This window comes from Mycolicibacterium llatzerense (genome assembly GCF_000878195.1).
GTDB classification, from domain to species: Bacteria; Actinomycetota; Actinomycetes; order Mycobacteriales; family Mycobacteriaceae; genus Mycobacterium; species Mycobacterium llatzerense.
In genome coordinates this window covers 43,815-59,118 of the sequence record NZ_JXST01000020.1, presented here as the reverse complement: position 1 = coordinate 59,118, position 15,304 = coordinate 43,815, and the positions used below count along the sequence as shown (strand labels likewise).

The following is a 15,304-nucleotide window of genomic DNA, read 5'->3' as shown; positions in this document are numbered from 1 at the left end:
GCGGCATGGACGTCGACGCGCTGCTGCAATCGATCCCACCGCTGGCGGTGTACCTCGTGGTCGGGCTCGTGATCGGGCTCGAAAGTCTGGGCATCCCGCTGCCGGGCGAGATCATTCTCGTCACGGCCGCGGTCATGTCATCGCGGCACACTCTCGACATCGACCCCGTGGGCGTCGGACTGTCTGCCGCCGCCGGCGCCATCATCGGCGACTCGATCGGATACAGCATCGGCCGACGCTTCGGCATGTCACTGTTCGAACGTCTCGGCCGCCGGTTCCCCAAACATTTCGGCCCGGGCCACGTGGCGCTCGCCCGCCGACTCTTCAGCCGCTGGGGCGTCTGGGCCGTGTTCTTCGGCCGCTTCGTCGCGCTGCTGCGCATCTTCGCCGGGCCGCTGGCAGGAGCCCTCAAGATGCACTACACGCGCTTCCTGGCCGCCAACGCGGCCGGCGGCATCGTGTGGGCGTGCGGCACCACGGCCGTCGTCTACTACTTGGGCGTGGCCGCCGAGAAGTGGTTGGCCCGGTTCTCTTGGGTCGCCTTGCTGGTCGGCGGCCTGCTCGCCTTGACCGTGACCCTGGTACTGAAAGAGCGCACTGCGAAGGCCATCGAGCAACTGGAAACCGAGCACGACTGGGACACCCTGCGGCATTCGTAATTTTCGTCAACTACCGGTTGACGATTCACAATCGTCAACCTACGGTTGACGCATGTCTGAATCCGCGCACACCTCGACCCCCAATCCCATCGCGGGCACCGTCCGCCTCGACGACCTGATCGTGGCGATCAAGAAGGTGCACACCGAACCACTCGATCAACTCACCGATGCGATGCTGGCCGCCGAACACCTCGGCGACATCGCCGACCACCTCATCGGCCATTTCGTCGACCAGGCCCGGCGCTCGGGCGCGTCGTGGACCGACATCGGCAGCAGCATGGGCGTCACCAAGCAGGCGGCGCAGAAGCGCTTCGTACCCAAGGAACCCCGGCTCGACACCATGGATCCCAAGGACGGGTTCAGCCGGTTCACCCCGCGCGCCCGCACGGTCGTCGTCGAGGCCCAGCAGGCCGCGCACACCTCGCGCAGCACCGAGATCACCCCAGACCACCTGCTGCTCGGACTGCTCACCGATCCGGGATCACTGGCCATGGTCCTGCTGGCCAACCAGGGCGTCACCGCCGACCAGATCCGCACGGCCGCCGCCGTTGCCGTCGGCACCGCCGAACCCAAGGCGCTGATCCCGTTCGACGGCGCCGCCAAGAAGGTGCTGGAACTGACCTTCCGCGAAGCACTTCGGTTGGGGCACAACTACATCGGCACCGAACACATCCTGCTGGCGCTGCTCGAATCCGAGGACGCCGACGGACCGCTGCACCGTCTCGGCGTCGACAAGGGCCACCTCGAAACCGAACTCGAGAAGATGCTCGCCGACTTCGTCGCCGCCGGGCAGGCAGCCGGAGAACAGTCCGGGCCGGCGTGAGTGTCCACTGACAGGGACAAATCGACCCACTGACCTCGACGAAGTGGCCAGATCTACTCCATTCGGACGAGGCCGTGATGGCGGTATGCCATCATGCGAGGCAGTCATTACGGAGAGGACGCGATGAGCACGGGCGTGAACGGCAACAGGACCTACCGATGGTTGGCGGGTTTGCTCGGTGCGTTGACCCTGCTGGCCGCCACGCTGGCGCCGTCGGCGGCGGCCGAGACGACCATCGGCAATGTCGGCGATACCTTGCGGGTGAACTACAAGGGCCTGGTCGCCGATGTGACCGTGCACAACGTGCTCCCGTCTGACGAACCGCCGGGCTGGACCTGGAACGGCACCCCACGGTGGCGTAACCAGGGTGGCCCGTGGAAGTCCGACGTCACGGTCCACGTCATCTCGACGCCGAACCCCTACTGGATGGCGTCCGGCGCCACCTTCACCGGCGTCACCCCTTTCGCCGACGCCTACGTGTCCAAGCACACCGACGACCCCAACGCGCTGGAGCTCAAGCTGCTGAGCGCGCCCGCCGGGTCCACCGTCGACGGCGTCGTCTACTGGGACGTCTACCGCGGTCTGGTCAGCAACGTGGTCATGCTCAACCCGGCCACCGGCGTGCACCTCGCGCAGTGGAATCTCTGGCAGCCAGGCACTCCGATCCCCTGAGCCGCCATCGAACCGACATAAACTGCCCCTGCCCCCTAGGACAGGGGCAGTTTTGTGTCTGCGGCAAGGAGATTCCGATGACGGTTCAGGTGCGGCCTGCGCAGGCCACGGATGTCCCCGAACTGGCTGACGTGGCTGCCGCCACGTTCCCCCTGGCCTGCCCGCCGTCGTCGGCGCCGGACGACATCGCCGCCTTCATCGCCGGCAACCTGTCCGCCGATCGCTTCGACCAATACCTGCGCGATCCCGAGCGCGCCGTGTTCGTCGCCCACGACGAAGCCCGAATCCTGGGCTACACCATGCTGATTCGTGGCGTGGCCGACGACGCCGAGGTGCAGCGCGCCGTGCCGGAACGGCCGGCCGTCGAACTGTCCAAGTGCTACGTGCTGCCCGACGTCCACGGCGGCAAGGTTGCCGCGACGCTCATGGATGCGTCTTTGCAGCACGCCGGTGACCTCGGCGCCCGCTGCGTGTGGCTCGGCGTCAATCAGGAAAACCAACGCGCCCAACGGTTTTACCGCAAGCACGGGTTCGAGATCAGCGGCACCAAGACCTTTCAGCTCGGCGCGCGGATCGAGAGCGACTACGTCCTGGTGCGCTCTCTGTAGCCACTAGGCGTGGAGCTGGGTCCCCTCGTGGGTCAGCGCGAGCAGGCGCGACGTGGCACGCAGGTACTTCTTGCGGAAGCCACCGGCCAGCATCTCTTCGCTGAAGACGGTGTTCATCTTCTCCCCCGACGCGACCACGGGGATGCCCGCGTCGTAGAGCCGGTCGATCAGCGACACCAGCCGCAGCGCGACGGCCTGGTCGTACACCATGTGCACGCCGGTGATGAAAACGCGTTGCACGCCTTCGATCAACGCGTGATAGCGCGACGGGTGCATGGTCGCCAGGTGCGCGCACAAGGCGTCGAACTCGTCGAGCGTGGCATCTTCGACGCCGAGTGCCCAGGACCGCACCTCGTCGTCGGACGGCGGCACCGGAGCCGACGGCAGGGCGCGCTGCCGGTAGTCGGGGCCCTCGACCCGGACCGTGGTGAAAATGCTTGACAGCGTGTTGATTTCCCGCAGGAAGTCCTGGGCGGCGAAACGGCCCTCACCGAGCTGTTCGGGCAGCGTGTTCGACGTCGCGGCGATCGACACACCGCGCTCCACCAGCGCCGAGAGCAGGCGGGAGATCAGCGTGGTGTTGCCGGGATCGTCGAGCTCGAACTCGTCGATGCAGACCACCACATATTCGGACAGCAGGTCGATGCACTCGGTGAAGCCGAAGACGCCGGCCAGCTGGGTCAGCTCACCGAACGTGGCGAACGCGGCTGGGCCCGCGTTGGCCCCGGCCAGCGTGTAGTACGTCGACGCCAGCAGGTGGGTCTTGCCCACACCGAAACCGCCGTCGAGGTACATCCCGACCCCGGGCAACGCCTCGCGCTTGCCGAACAGTTTCTTCTTGCCTGCGCGCTGACGCGTCGCGTCCTCACAGAATTTGCGCGCCGAAACCACCGCCGCGGTCTGCGACGGCTCATTCGGATCGGGCCGGTACGAGTCGTAGCTGACGTCGGCGAAGGTGGGTGGCGGAACCAGCTCTGCGATCAGTCTTTCCGGCGTCACGGTCGGATGGCGATCGGTCAGGTGCGCGACTTCGCTGGCCCCAGGCATGAAGGCACCTTAGCGGCGTGCTGGAATGATTCACGTGTCCGATCCCGACGCTGCGACGCAGCTCACAGAGCTCAGTGCGGTCGGCGCTGCCTTCCTGACCGACTCCGCCACCAACGACGAATCGCTGCTGACGCCGCTCTACTCGTACCCCGATCAGCTGGACCGGCCGTGGGTGCGCGCCAACATGATCACCAGCCTCGACGGCGGGGCCACCGACGACGGCAGTTCCGGTGGCCTGGCCGGTCCCGGTGACCGGGCGCTGTTCGGCCTCATGCGCCAGCACGCCGACGTCATTCTGGTCGGTGCGGCCACGGTCCGCATCGAGAACTACTCCGGGGCCCAGATGTCCGCGGCGCAGCGGCAGGCCCGCCAGCTGCGCGGCCAGGCCGAGGTGCCGCCGATCGCGGTGATCACCCACAGCGCCGACATTCCGCACGACGCCAAGCTGTTCACCCGCACCGAAGTGCCGCCGCTGCTGCTCACCAGCCGCGACAGCATCGACGACACCTACCACCGGTTCACGGGCCTCGCCGAGGTGATCGACGCCTCGGGCACCGCACCCGACCGCGTCGACCCGCACGCCGTCCTGCGCATCTTCGCCGAACGCGGGCTCATGCGAGTGCTGACCGAGGGCGGCCCGTCACTGCTGAACATGTTGATCGAGGACGACCTGATCGACGAGATGTGCGTGACCATCGCCCCGATCCTGGTCGGCGGGCAGGCTCGGCGGATCGCGTCCGGCCCCGGCGAGGCGCACACCCGGCTGCGCCGCAGCCACGTGCTCACCGACACGGCGGGCTACCTGTACACGCGCTACGTCCGCTGACGGGTTCGGCCTGCGGGCATCGCTACTGTGGTGGCCATGCGTCGCCCCCACCTGCTCCCGGCCCTGAGCCTGTCGACCGTGGTGCTGTCGACGGTCGTGGCGGGATGCGCTCCGCTGCTGGCCGCCAACCCCCGGTACGTCACCGACTCCGGTGCCCGCCCGCAGGGCGCCGCCACCACGTCCAAGGCACCTGACGGTCCACCCGCGATCTTGGTGCCGAAGAAGGACCTGACGTGGCACGAGTGCACATCACGGGTGTTCGGTGATGCGACCGTGCCCGCCGTGCCCGGCGTCGTCCTGGACTGCTCCGATTACGACGCCGACCTCGACTCCCTGGGCGGCTCCTCCGGGACCGTCAGCATCGGTGTGGTGCGCGCCCGCCTGGCCAGTACACCGGCCGACGCCGGACCGATCGTCATGACCACCGGCTCGGACATCCCGACCTCGCATCAGCTGCCGGTGTGGCTGCAGCGCGGCGGCGTCGACGTGCTCAAGACGCGTCCGGTCGTGGCCGTCGACCGCCGCGGCATGGGCATGTCCGGACCGCTGAGCTGTGTGTCCTCCAATGATCGCCAGGACCTGCTGGACCAGGCCCAGTTCCTGTCGGGTGACGACCAGGTCGCCAACCTGGCGAAGGTCGCCACCTCGGCCACCACCGACTGCACCGACAGCATCGCGCCGGGCGAGTCGGCCTACGACAACGCGCACTCGGCCGAGGACCTGGAGCGGCTGCGCAGCACCTGGGACGTGCCCGCGCTGGCCGTCCTCGGTATCGGCAACGGTGCCCAGGTCGCCCTCGCCTATGCGGCGTCGCACCCCACCAAGGTCGCCCGGCTCGTGCTGGACTCCCCCCTGCCGCTGGGCATCTCGGCGGAAGCCACCGCCGAACAGCGGATCAAGGGCCAGCAAGCGGCGCTCGACGCGTTCGCCGCACAGTGCGTGGCCAACAACTGCCCGCTGGGCCCGGATCCCAAGGGCGCCATCGACGGCATGCTGGCCGACGCACGCGCCGGACGCGGTGCCGGCGGCGCCTCGACGGCCGGGCTGGTCGAGTCCATCACCACCGCGCTGGGCTACCCGCGCGGCGACGGACTGGCCAATACGCTGTCCCTCGCCGGTGCACTGGCCGCGGCCCGCAGCGGCGACGCAACCGCACTCAACGCACTCAGCACGACGGCCGAGGCGACGCGCCAGTCCGACGGTCAGTTCGTCAACCGGTGCGACGACTCCATCAACCGGCCCACGCCGGACCGTGTCCGCGAGCTGCTGGTGGCCTGGCCCAAGAAATACCCGCAGTTCGGCGCTGTCGGAGCGCTCAGCCTGGCACCGTGCCTGAGCTGGCCCAGCAGCCCCGCGCCCGCGCCCCCCAAGGACCTGAAGGTGCCGATCCTGTTGCTGGGCACCCATAACGACGCGATCGTCGGTGGCGACGGCGTCGCGGCTGTCGCGGCCATGGCGATCAACGCGGGCAACAACAGCCGTCGCGTGATGTGGCAGGGCACCGGCCACGGCACCATCGTCTACACGGGATGCGCCCTGCCGCCGGTGCAGGCGTACCTGAACACCGGCAAGCTGCCGGAGACCGACACGTTCTGCCCGGCCTAACCAGGCGGTCCGACGCCCCGTTATAGGGTTCAGTGGTGACGCGCCCTCTCTCGCTCCTGAGCGTCTTCGGTCCCCGCACCGGCCCGCAGAGCACCGCGAATATCGTTCGCAATGCACTGTGGCCCATCGCGATCGTGTCGATCATCCACCGCAGCTACGTGCTGACGACCAACGGCTACATCACCGACGACTTCGGTCCGGTGTACCGCGCGGTGTCGAACTTCCGGCGGCACTGGGCCATCTACAACGAGCACTTCAACTACGTCGACCCGCACTACCTGTACCCGCCCGGCGGCACGCTGCTGCTGTCGCCGTTCGGCTTCCTGCCGGAGTTCGCGTCGCGGTTCTGGTTCGTCGCGATCAACTCCGTGGCGATCATCATCGCCGCCTGCCTTCTGGTACGGCTGTTCAAGTTCTCGCTGACATCGGTGGCGTTGCCCGCCCTGCTGCTGGCCATGTACTGCACCGAATCGGTCACCAACACTTTGGTTTTCACCAACGTGAACGGCTGCATCCTGCTGGCCGAGGTGTTGTTCTTCACCTGGCTGCTGGACGGCAAGAAGAACCACGAGTGGCTGGCCGGAGCCGCGATCGGCCTAACGCTGGTGCTCAAGCCACTGCTGGGCGTCCTGCTACTGCTGCCGCTGCTCAACCGGCAGTGGCGGGCGCTGGTCGCCGCGTTCGCGGTGCCCGTCGTCTTCAACGCGGTGGCGTGGCCGCTGTCGGCGGACCCCATGGGCTTCGTGCGTAACACCGTGCCGTACATCTTCCAGACCCGCGACTACTTCAACAGTTCGCTGCTGGGCAACGGCATCTACTACGGGCTGCCCATGTGGCTGATCATGGCGCTGCGCGTCGCCTTCGTGCTGCTGGCCGCGGCCAGCCTGTGGCTGCTGTACCGCTACTACCGCGAGCGCGACCAGCTGTTCTGGATGCTGACGTCGTCGGGCGTCCTGCTGATCGCCTCGTGGCTGGTGCTGTCGCTGGCGCAGGGCTACTACTCGATGATGCTGTTCCCGTTCCTGATGACCGTCGTGCTGCCACGCTCGACGATCCGCAGCTGGCCGGCTTGGCTCGCGGTGTACGGCTTCCTCACCATGGACCGCTGGCTCATGTGGCGCTGGCCGACCACCGGCCGGTTCCTCGAATACATCAAGATCACCTACGGCTGGTCGCTGATGCTGGTCGTGGTGTTCTGCGTGCTGTACTTCCGCTACCTCGACGCCAAGAAAGATGGCCGGCTGGACCAGGGCATCGACCCGTTGTGGTTGACGGAATCCGAGCGCAAGTCCGAGCCCGCAGCGCCGGCCACAGGTAGCGTGAGCGCATGAGCATCCCGCCGCCGAAGGTTGAACTCTCCGACTCCCAGTGGCGCCAGAAACTCTCGGCGGAAGAGTTCCACGTCCTGCGTGAAGCCGGGACGGAACGCCCGTTCGTCGGCGAATACACCGACACCAAGACCGAGGGCATCTACCAATGCCGGGCCTGCGGTGCCGAGCTGTTCCGCAGCACCGAGAAGTTCGAATCCCATTGCGGCTGGCCGTCGTTCTTCGACCCGGCCGACTCGGACGCGGTGATCCTGCGGGCCGACAACACCCTCGGCATGCGGCGCGTCGAGGTGCTGTGCGCCAACTGCCACAGCCACCTCGGGCACGTCTTCGAGGGCGAGGGCTACCCCACGCCGACCGACCAGCGCTACTGCATCAACTCGATCTCGCTTCGCCTGGTCCCGGCCGAGAGCTGACACGTGGTCCCGCAGCCCACCGACGCGCAGCTGCGTCGGTGGCGACAGCATCTGGCCAATGAGCGTGCCGAGGCCGCCGTCTACCGGGATCTGGCGCAGCGCCGTCAGGGCGCCGAACGCGACATCCTGCTGGAACTGGCCACCGCGGAAGGCCGGCACGAGAACCACTGGCTGACACTGCTCGGCGATCAAGTCGGTAAACCCCGCCGCGCGGACCTGCGCACCCGAGGCCTCGGATTCCTGGCCCGTCATCTCGGATCGGTGTTCACACTGGCCCTGGCGCAACGGGCCGAAGCGCGCTCGGAGTACGACACCGACGTCGACGCCACCGCCACCATGGCCGCCGACGAGCGCATCCACATGGAGGTCGTCCGCGCCCTTGCCAGCCGCGGCCGCGACCAGTTGTCCGGCAGCTTCCGCGCCGCCGTGTTCGGCGCCAACGACGGTCTGGTCAGCAATCTGGCACTGGTCCTGGGTGTCGGGGCCACCGGGGTGTCGAGCGCCACGATCCTGGCCACCGGGCTGGCCGGATTGATCGCGGGTGCGCTGTCGATGGGCGCCGGCGAGTATGTCTCCGTCAATTCCCAGCTCGAACTGCTGGAGGCCTCAACACCCAGCGCGACGGCCGGCACCGCCGTGCGGGCACTCGACGTCGACGCCAACGAACTGGAGCTGGTGTACCGCGCCCGCGGGATGAGCCCGGAAGCGGCCGCAGACCGCGCCTCCGACGTATTCGCGAGCCTGCGTGCGGGCGCACTGGCCGACTCGCCACTGGGCGAGGTGTCGACCGAGAAGCACGAAGCCGTCGGCACCGGGCTGCAGGCGGCCGCGTCCAGCTTCATGTTCTTCGCGTCCGGGGCGCTGATCCCCGTGCTGCCCTATCTGTTCGGGCTCACCGGCATCACCGCGATCGTCGTATCGGCGGTCCTGGTCGGGCTCGCGTTGCTCTCGACGGGAATGGTCGTCGGCCTGCTCTCCGGCGGACCGCCGCTACGACGGGCGTTGCGCCAGTTGATGATCGGCTACGGCGCCGCCGCGGTGACGTATCTGCTGGGGCTGTTGTTCGGCACCACAGTCGGCTGAGCCCTACGGCAGGTTGGCGACCAACTGCTCGATACCGACCCGCGGGCCGGTGAAGAACGGAGTCTCCTCGCGGACGTGGCGGCGCGCGTCGGTGTAGCGCAGCTTCCACATCAGCTCGACGATGCGGGCCAGGTCCGGCCCTTCAAAAGCGAGGATCCACTCATAGTCACCGAGCGCGAACGCCGGCACGGTGTTGGCGCGCACGTCGGGGTATTCGCGGCCGGCCATGCCGTGCTCGACGAGCATCCGGCGGCGGTCCTCGTCGGCCAGCAGGTACCAATCCAGCGACCGCACGAACGGGTAGACGCAGACGTAGTCGCCCGGGTCTTCGCCCGCGATGAACGCCGGCAGGTGGCTCTTGTTGAACTCGGCCGGACGGTGCAGCGCGACGACGCTCCACACCGGTTCGGTGGCGGCGCCGAGGGCGGTACGACGGAAGCCGGTGTAGGTGGCCTGCAGATCCTCGACACGCTCGGCGTGGGTCCACATCATGAAGTCGGCGTCGGCCCGGAAGCCGGCAACGTCGTACAGCCCGCGGACCACGACGCCCGCGTCCTCGCGCTTCTTGAGGTAGGCGGCGGCGTCCGCGGCGATGGCGGCCCGCGACTTCTCGTCCGCAGGCAGCTCATCCGGCTGCACGGCGAAGACCGAGATCATCATGTACCTGGTCACCGCGTTGAGGGCGTCGTAATCGAGCTTGGCCATGGCTCTATCGTGCCTTATCGCGGAAGGCTGCCGCCGACCACCTCATGGGCCGCCCGGGTTCCCGACGCGACGCACGCCGGGACCCCGATACCGTCCAGGTATCCACCCGCGACGGCCAGCCCCGCTGGCAGGCCGGCCCGCAACTCATCGACCAGCTCGAGGTGGCCCGGACCGTACTGCGGCATGGCGTCGATCCAGCGCTGCACCAGGTAATCCACCGGCTCGGCGGTGATGCCGAACAGCGTCCGCAGGTCCTCGAGCGACCACGCCAGCAGCCGGTCGTCGCCGACGTTGCGCGCGAGGTCGTCACCGAACCGGCCGAACGACAGCCGCAGCAACTCGACGTTGCCGCCGCGGCCCCACTTGCGCGACGTGAGGGTGATCGCCTTGGCGTGCAACGCTTCTCCCGCGGCCATCAGGACCCCCGACTGCTGCGGCAGCGGGGTGCCACCCGGCAGCGCCAGGGCGACGACCGCTGCCGAAGCGACCGGGATCAGCCGGGCCATCGCAGCGCTGCTCGGCGCGATGTCGGCGAGCAGCTTGGCCACTCGTGGTGCCGGCAGCGCCAGCACCACCGCGTCGGCCGACCAGTACTTGCCTTCGTCGTCGCGCAGTTGCCAGGCGCGGCCGACCGGGGTCAGCCCTTCGATGCCAACCTGCGCCCACTGGGCGCCGGTGCGCCGCACCAGTTCGTCGACCAGGACGGTGTAGCCGCCGTCGACGGCACCGAAGACCGAAGGGCTCGGCGTGCTTGTCTGTGGGGCCGCCGACAGCACCGAAGCGACGGCGGCGGTCAGGCTCGGGGCACCGCGATCCAGCGCGGCGGCCAGTGCCGGGATGGCTGAGCGAATGCCGATGGTCTTGGCCGAACCGGCGTAGACGCCGGCCAACAACGGGTCGACGGACCGGGTCACCACCTGAGTGCCGAACCGATCGCCGACCAGTTGCGCGACGTTCGGGTCGGCGTCGAGCTGCCAGTGCAGCGGCCGGGTCGGCTCGCTCGCGATCTGGGCCAGCGTCGCGTCGTCGACCAGCCCGCGCAGGTTGGCGCCCGGTCCGGGGATGCCCTGCATGGTGCCGTCGGGCATCGGGTGCAGGCGGCCGCCACTGCAGATCAGCGGACGGACACCCGTGGTGCCGATCTGCCGCAGGCCGAGTTCTTGCAGCAGTGACGTGACCTCGGGCCGACGGGCCACGAAGGCCTCGGCGCCGACGTCCATGGACTGGCCGGCGAGCCGTTCGGTGCGGAGCACACCACCCAGCCGGTCCGCCGGGTCGAAGACGGTGATGTGTGCCGCCGGGTTAGCCTGGCGCAGCCGGTATGCCGCGACGAGACCCGAAATGCCGCCGCCGACAACGTAATACGTCTTGCTCATCTACAGACTCACAGCGAGTGGGCCAGCGCCACCGCTTCGGTGACCACACCGGGATCGGTCGACGGCAGCACGCCGTGACCCAGGTTGAAGATGTGCCCGGCGGCACCAGCTGCGACGGCCCGGCGCCCGTCCGCGACGACCTGGCGGACGGCGTCGTCGACCACGCGCCAGCCGGCCAGCAGCACGACCGGATCGAGATTGCCCTGCAGCGCCTTGCCCGGGCCGACCCGGCCCGCGGCGTCGACGAGGTTGGTGCGCCAGTCGACGCCGACGACCGTCGCACCGGCCTCTCCCATGGCACCCAGCAGCTCGGCGGTGCCGACTCCGAAGTGCGTCATCGGGACGCCTTCGTCTTTCAGCGAGGCGAAGATGCGGGAGCTGTGCGGGAACACGTAGTCCCGGTAGTCGGCGAGCGACAGGGTGCCGGCCCAGGAGTCGAACAGCTGGATCGCGTCGACGCCGGCGGTCAGCTGGGCGCGCAGGAACTCGATGGTGAGGTCGGTCAGCTTTTCCATCAGGTCGTGCCAGGTCGCGGATTCGCCGAGCATCATGGCCTTGGTCTTCTCGTGGTTGCGGCTCGGGCCGCCCTCCACGAGGTACGAGGCCAGCGTGAACGGTGCGCCGGCGAAACCGATCAGCGGCACATCGCCCAGTTCCTTGGTCAGCAGGCCAATCGCCTCCGCGACCGGCGCCACCTGATGGGGTTCGAGCGGCTTGATGCCCTCGACGTCGTCCGGGGTGCGGATCGGGTTGGCGATCACCGGGCCGACGTCCGGCACGATGTCCAGATCGATCCCGGCGGCCTTGAGCGGCACCACGATGTCCGAGAACAAGATGGCGGCGTCGACGCCGTGACGGCGCACCGGCTGCATGGTGATCTCGCAGACCAGCTCGGGGTTGAAACACGCCGAGAGCATGGTGTGGGTGGCGCGCAGGGCGCGGTACTCGGGTAGGGACCGGCCGGCCTGCCGCATCATCCACACCGGGGTCCGGTCCGGGGTGCGGCCGTTGGCGGCAGCCAGATAGGGCGATTGCGGCAGTTCACGACGGGTGCTCATCACTGCTAATGCTGCCATGCCCGGATCGATCGCTTATACCCTGTCGTGCAGCCAAATGTTGGGCTATCGGCGCGCCTGCTTACGCGACCGGCCGGATCGGGCTAGCGTCCCAGAATGTGACCTCCGCCGAGCCGGCCCAGTTCCGCACTGCTGTTGCGGCAATGAACGCCGCCACCGTGCGCCAGGAGATCGAACTCGGCCCGATCCGTCCGCCGCAGCGGCTGGCTCCCTTCAGCTACGCGCTGGGCGCAGAGGTACGTCATCCTGACGCCTCCGTCGTCCCGGAGAGCTCGGAGGGCGATGCCTTCGGACGTCTGATCCTGCTGCACGATCCCGAAGGCGCTGAAGCATGGGACGGCACCATGCGTCTCGTTGCCTACATCCAGGCCGACCTGGATTCCACCGAAGCCGTCGACCCGCTGCTGCCCGAGGTGGCGTGGAGCTGGCTGGTCGATGCGCTCGAGTCGCACGCCGACGGCGTCACCGCATTGGGCGGCACCGTCACCGCGACGACGTCGGTGCGCTACGGCGACATCTCCGGCCCGCCGCGGGCCCACCAGCTCGAGCTGCGCGCGTCGTGGACCGCGACCTCACTGGAGCTGGGACCGCACGTGCAGGCTTTCTGCGAGGTGCTCGAACACGCCGCCGGCTTGCCGCCTGCCGGCGTGACCGATCTGGGTTCGCGCACGCGCGCGTGACCGCATGACTGAACCTGATCCTGACGGGACCGTCGCCGACGAAGTTGCCGACGATCCCGACGTCACTCCCCTGCTGGCGCCCGCCGACGGCGTGCCCGCTGTTGCCATCTATGCGAGCGACATCGCCCGCGCCGGTGAGCTTCTGGCGTCCGGGCACGGCGCGTTCGCCATCGACGCCGAGCGTGCTTCGGGCTTCCGGTATTCCAACCGGGCCTACCTGATCCAGATTCGCCGCGCCGGAGCGGGCACGGTCCTGATCGACCCCGTCAGCCACGGCATCGACCCGCTGAAGGCGCTGGCGCCGGTGGCCGAGGTCGTGAATTCCGACGAGTGGATTCTGCACGCGGCCGACCAGGATCTGCCGTGCCTGGCCGAGCTGGGCATGACGCCGCCGTCGCTGTACGACACCGAATTGGGCGGCCGGCTGGCCGGTTATGACCGGGTGAACCTGGCGGCCATGGTGCAGCGGCTTCTTGGCCTGGGCTTGAAGAAGGGCCACGGCGCCGCCGACTGGTCCAAGCGCCCGTTGCCCGCGGACTGGCTGAACTACGCGGCGCTGGACGTCGAGGTACTGCTGGAGTTGCGCGCCGCAGTGGCCACGGAGCTGGAGTCGCAGGGCAAGACCGGATGGGCCGCACAGGAATTCGAGCACATGCGGACCGTCGAACCCAGCCCGACCCGGCGCGACCGGTGGCGGCGGACGTCGGGCATCCACAAGGTTCGCAACGGCCAGGCGCTGGCCGCGGTGCGCGAGCTGTGGCAGACCCGCGATTTGATCGCGCAGCGGCGGGACATCGCGCCAGGGCGCATCCTGCCCGACTCGGCGATCATCTCGGCCGCCGTCGCCAATCCCGACACCATCGAAAAGCTCACGGCGCTACCGATTTTCGGCGGCTCGCGACAGAAGCGCAGTGCACAGGTGTGGCTCGACGCGCTGGCCCGGGCCCGCGAAGCCGATCCCCCCGCTTCGGAGCCGAACAACGGGCTGCCGCCACCAGCCAGGTGGTCGCGCCGCAAACCCGAGGCGTTCGAGCGGCTGGAAGCGTGCCGCGGCGGGCTTTCCGAACTGTCCGAAAAGGTTTCGGTGCCTTCCGAGAACTTGGTGACGCCGGAGACCGTGCGGCGGCTGTGCTGGGACTGGCAACCTGTCGCTTCTGTTGCCGAGGCCGTCGACGAGTTCCTGGCCGCCGCCGGCGCCCGCCCGTGGCAGCGCGAGCTCTGCGGTCCGGTCTTGGCTACCGCGTTGGGCTAGGTGTGCGTTGACCCTGTATCCAGGGCGCAAAAGTCCGAGTAGATTGCGCCGCTGGCTCAGGATGAACGCAGTCCCACGCCGCCCTGCGCGTTCACCCTGTACCTGGGGCGCAAGAGTTCAAGAAGGTCGCGCCCCTGGCGCAGGCTCAACTACTCACGGGGCACCGATCGCCGGGACGGTGTGCGTGTCGTCGCCCTGGACGCCGGGTCAACGGTGGTCGATCGGCCGCCACAGCATCGGGGTGACGAACGCCAGGAAGTGCTCGAGCACCGCCTCGGGCGCCTCGATCTGCGGCCAGTGCGCGATGTCGTCGGCCAGCATCACCACGTCAGGGTTCGGGATGACCTCGCGGTAGCGCTTGGCCATGTGGGCACCGGAGTTCGGGTCGGACGGGCCGTCGATCAGCCGCATCGGGATCGTCGTCTCACGCATGGCACGCACCCAGCGGTTGCGGTAGGTGTAGCGATCGTTGATGAAGCGGCCGACCTGGTGCATGACCTTCTTGCCGTCGTTGTAGTCGAGGATTTCGTGGAACTTGTCCATCAGTTCCTTCGACGGTTTCGTGTTGACGCCGAACATCTCGTTGATGGTCGGGTCGGCCAGCCGCCTCGACAACGGGGTGCCCTGCAACGGACTGATGATGTCGCCCAACGGAGTTCGCGACAACGCCTTCTGCAGCAGCCGCGGGGTGTACGACTCGACGAACAGTCCGCCGTTGAGCCAGGTGATCGATTCGATGTTCAGGCTGCCGTACGACTGATCGCCGAACCGATTGCGGGCCAGCAGCTCCTGGCACACCGAGTCCCCGATGTCATGGGCCAGGATATGGGCGGTCTGCACGCCGAGGTGAGCCAGCAGCGCCTCGTGCATATCGGCGTGGTCGTGCACCGAGTACTGGTACGCGGACGGCTTGGCAGAGAAGCCCATGCCGATCATGTCCGGCGCGATCACCGTGAACTTGTCGACCAGCGACGGCCAGATCAGCGACCAGTCCCAGGAATTGAACGGGTAGCCGTGGATGAGCAGGAGCACCGGACCAGTGCCGAGCTCCAAGCCGTCCTGGCGGTAGAAGATGTCGAATCCGAGGTAGTCGAAATACTGGCCGGCGGACTTCCAGGCTTCGAGTTCGGCGTGCATGGATTGAGCCT

The 15,304-nt window shown here is 68.3% G+C and carries 16 protein-coding genes; 11 read left to right on the top strand and 5 right to left on the bottom strand.

What is annotated here, in order from left to right:
- The first annotated feature begins 5 nt into the window (after positions 1-5).
- From TL10_RS15355 to TL10_RS15340, 4 genes are all read left to right on the top strand, one after another.
- Positions 6-659 carry a DedA family protein gene (locus TL10_RS15355; protein ID WP_043399255.1) on the top strand — a complete coding sequence of 218 codons (654 nt, stop codon included), beginning with the start codon at positions 6-8 and terminating at the stop codon, positions 657-659.
- A 52-nt stretch (positions 660-711) separates the two neighbouring features.
- Positions 712-1,482, top strand: coding sequence for a Clp protease N-terminal domain-containing protein (locus TL10_RS15350; RefSeq protein WP_043986248.1), 771 nt, complete (start codon positions 712-714; stop codon positions 1,480-1,482).
- Between the two features lie 123 nt (positions 1,483-1,605).
- The gene (locus TL10_RS15345; RefSeq protein ID WP_043986247.1) at positions 1,606-2,154 is read left to right on the top strand and encodes a hypothetical protein; all 549 of its coding nucleotides are present in this window, start codon (positions 1,606-1,608) and stop codon (positions 2,152-2,154) included.
- A gap of 77 nt (positions 2,155-2,231) precedes the next feature.
- On the top strand, positions 2,232-2,762 hold the full coding sequence (locus TL10_RS15340; RefSeq protein WP_043986246.1) for a GNAT family N-acetyltransferase: 531 nt from the start codon (positions 2,232-2,234) through the stop codon (positions 2,760-2,762).
- Positions 2,763-2,765: 3 nt separating this feature from the next.
- Here the strand turns inward: TL10_RS15340 and zapE are convergent, their stop codons facing one another.
- Entirely contained in the window at positions 2,766-3,809 is a 1,044-nt protein-coding gene (gene zapE, locus TL10_RS15335) for a cell division protein ZapE (protein WP_043399266.1), read from the bottom strand.
- A 25-nt stretch (positions 3,810-3,834) separates the two neighbouring features.
- Between zapE and TL10_RS15330 the strand changes: the two genes are divergently transcribed.
- Genes TL10_RS15330 through TL10_RS15310 form a run of 5 tightly spaced genes read left to right on the top strand, consistent with a single transcriptional unit; the run spans position 3,835 to position 9,067 of the window.
- Positions 3,835-4,635, top strand: coding sequence for a pyrimidine reductase family protein (locus tag TL10_RS15330; protein ID WP_043399269.1), 801 nt, complete (start codon positions 3,835-3,837; stop codon positions 4,633-4,635).
- 36 nt (positions 4,636-4,671) lie between these two features.
- On the top strand, positions 4,672-6,240 hold the full coding sequence (locus tag TL10_RS15325) for an alpha/beta fold hydrolase (RefSeq protein ID WP_192830243.1): 1,569 nt from the start codon (positions 4,672-4,674) through the stop codon (positions 6,238-6,240).
- A 35-nt stretch (positions 6,241-6,275) separates the two neighbouring features.
- Positions 6,276-7,571, top strand: coding sequence for an arabinofuranan 3-O-arabinosyltransferase (gene aftC, locus TL10_RS15320; RefSeq protein ID WP_043986297.1), 1,296 nt, complete (start codon positions 6,276-6,278; stop codon positions 7,569-7,571).
- Positions 7,568-7,984, top strand: a complete 417-nt coding sequence (gene msrB / locus TL10_RS15315; RefSeq protein ID WP_043399277.1) for a peptide-methionine (R)-S-oxide reductase MsrB — start codon at positions 7,568-7,570, stop codon at positions 7,982-7,984. The genes aftC and msrB overlap by 4 nt, the downstream gene beginning before the upstream one ends.
- A gap of 3 nt (positions 7,985-7,987) precedes the next feature.
- Entirely contained in the window at positions 7,988-9,067 is a 1,080-nt protein-coding gene (locus TL10_RS15310) for a VIT1/CCC1 transporter family protein (protein WP_043399279.1), read from the top strand.
- A 3-nt stretch (positions 9,068-9,070) separates the two neighbouring features.
- On the opposite strand, the gene hemQ is transcribed toward TL10_RS15310, so the two are convergent.
- Genes hemQ through hemE form a run of 3 tightly spaced genes read right to left on the bottom strand, consistent with a single transcriptional unit; the run spans position 9,071 to position 12,206 of the window.
- Positions 9,071-9,772: a hydrogen peroxide-dependent heme synthase gene (hemQ, locus tag TL10_RS15305; RefSeq protein WP_043986244.1), complete on the bottom strand. Its 702-nt coding sequence runs from the start codon at positions 9,770-9,772 to the stop codon at positions 9,071-9,073.
- A 14-nt stretch (positions 9,773-9,786) separates the two neighbouring features.
- Positions 9,787-11,148, bottom strand: coding sequence for a protoporphyrinogen oxidase (locus tag TL10_RS15300; RefSeq protein WP_043986243.1), 1,362 nt, complete (start codon positions 11,146-11,148; stop codon positions 9,787-9,789).
- An 8-nt stretch (positions 11,149-11,156) separates the two neighbouring features.
- Positions 11,157-12,206: a uroporphyrinogen decarboxylase gene (gene hemE / locus TL10_RS15295; protein ID WP_043399290.1), complete on the bottom strand. Its 1,050-nt coding sequence runs from the start codon at positions 12,204-12,206 to the stop codon at positions 11,157-11,159.
- Positions 12,207-12,367: 161 nt separating this feature from the next.
- On the opposite strand from hemE, the gene TL10_RS15290 reads away from it, so the two are divergent.
- Together TL10_RS15290 and TL10_RS15285 are read left to right on the top strand one after the other, a co-directional pair.
- Positions 12,368-12,904, top strand: a complete 537-nt coding sequence (locus TL10_RS15290) for a DUF3000 domain-containing protein (RefSeq protein WP_231575647.1) — start codon at positions 12,368-12,370, stop codon at positions 12,902-12,904.
- Between the two features lie 4 nt (positions 12,905-12,908).
- Complete coding sequence (locus TL10_RS15285) at positions 12,909-14,156, top strand: HRDC domain-containing protein (RefSeq protein WP_043986242.1); 1,248 nt, start codon at positions 12,909-12,911, stop codon at positions 14,154-14,156.
- A gap of 207 nt (positions 14,157-14,363) precedes the next feature.
- Here TL10_RS15285 and TL10_RS15280 read toward each other — a convergent pair whose 3' ends face one another.
- Positions 14,364-15,293 carry an alpha/beta fold hydrolase gene (locus TL10_RS15280; protein WP_043393885.1) on the bottom strand — a complete coding sequence of 310 codons (930 nt, stop codon included), beginning with the start codon at positions 15,291-15,293 and terminating at the stop codon, positions 14,364-14,366.
- Positions 15,294-15,304: the final 11 nt, after the last annotated feature.

Bases quoted from the DNA above. Each gene is read 5' to 3' on its own strand.
- TL10_RS15355 (WP_043399255.1), top strand. From the start codon at position 6: ATGGACGTCGACGCGCTGCTGCAATCGATCCCACCGCTGGCGGTGTAC.
- TL10_RS15350 (WP_043986248.1), top strand. From the start codon at position 712: ATGTCTGAATCCGCGCACACCTCGACCCCCAATCCCATCGCGGGCACC.
- TL10_RS15345 (WP_043986247.1), top strand. From the start codon at position 1,606: ATGAGCACGGGCGTGAACGGCAACAGGACCTACCGATGGTTGGCGGGT.
- TL10_RS15340 (WP_043986246.1), top strand. From the start codon at position 2,232: ATGACGGTTCAGGTGCGGCCTGCGCAGGCCACGGATGTCCCCGAACTG.
- zapE (WP_043399266.1), bottom strand. From the start codon at position 3,809: ATGCCTGGGGCCAGCGAAGTCGCGCACCTGACCGATCGCCATCCGACC.
- TL10_RS15330 (WP_043399269.1), top strand. From the start codon at position 3,835: ATGATTCACGTGTCCGATCCCGACGCTGCGACGCAGCTCACAGAGCTC.
- TL10_RS15325 (WP_192830243.1), top strand. From the start codon at position 4,672: ATGCGTCGCCCCCACCTGCTCCCGGCCCTGAGCCTGTCGACCGTGGTG.
- msrB (WP_043399277.1), top strand. From the start codon at position 7,568: ATGAGCATCCCGCCGCCGAAGGTTGAACTCTCCGACTCCCAGTGGCGC.
- hemQ (WP_043986244.1), bottom strand. From the start codon at position 9,772: ATGGCCAAGCTCGATTACGACGCCCTCAACGCGGTGACCAGGTACATG.
- TL10_RS15300 (WP_043986243.1), bottom strand. From the start codon at position 11,148: ATGAGCAAGACGTATTACGTTGTCGGCGGCGGCATTTCGGGTCTCGTC.
- hemE (WP_043399290.1), bottom strand. From the start codon at position 12,206: ATGAGCACCCGTCGTGAACTGCCGCAATCGCCCTATCTGGCTGCCGCC.
- TL10_RS15290 (WP_231575647.1), top strand. From the start codon at position 12,368: ATGAACGCCGCCACCGTGCGCCAGGAGATCGAACTCGGCCCGATCCGT.
- TL10_RS15285 (WP_043986242.1), top strand. From the start codon at position 12,909: ATGACTGAACCTGATCCTGACGGGACCGTCGCCGACGAAGTTGCCGAC.
- TL10_RS15280 (WP_043393885.1), bottom strand. From the start codon at position 15,293: ATGCACGCCGAACTCGAAGCCTGGAAGTCCGCCGGCCAGTATTTCGAC.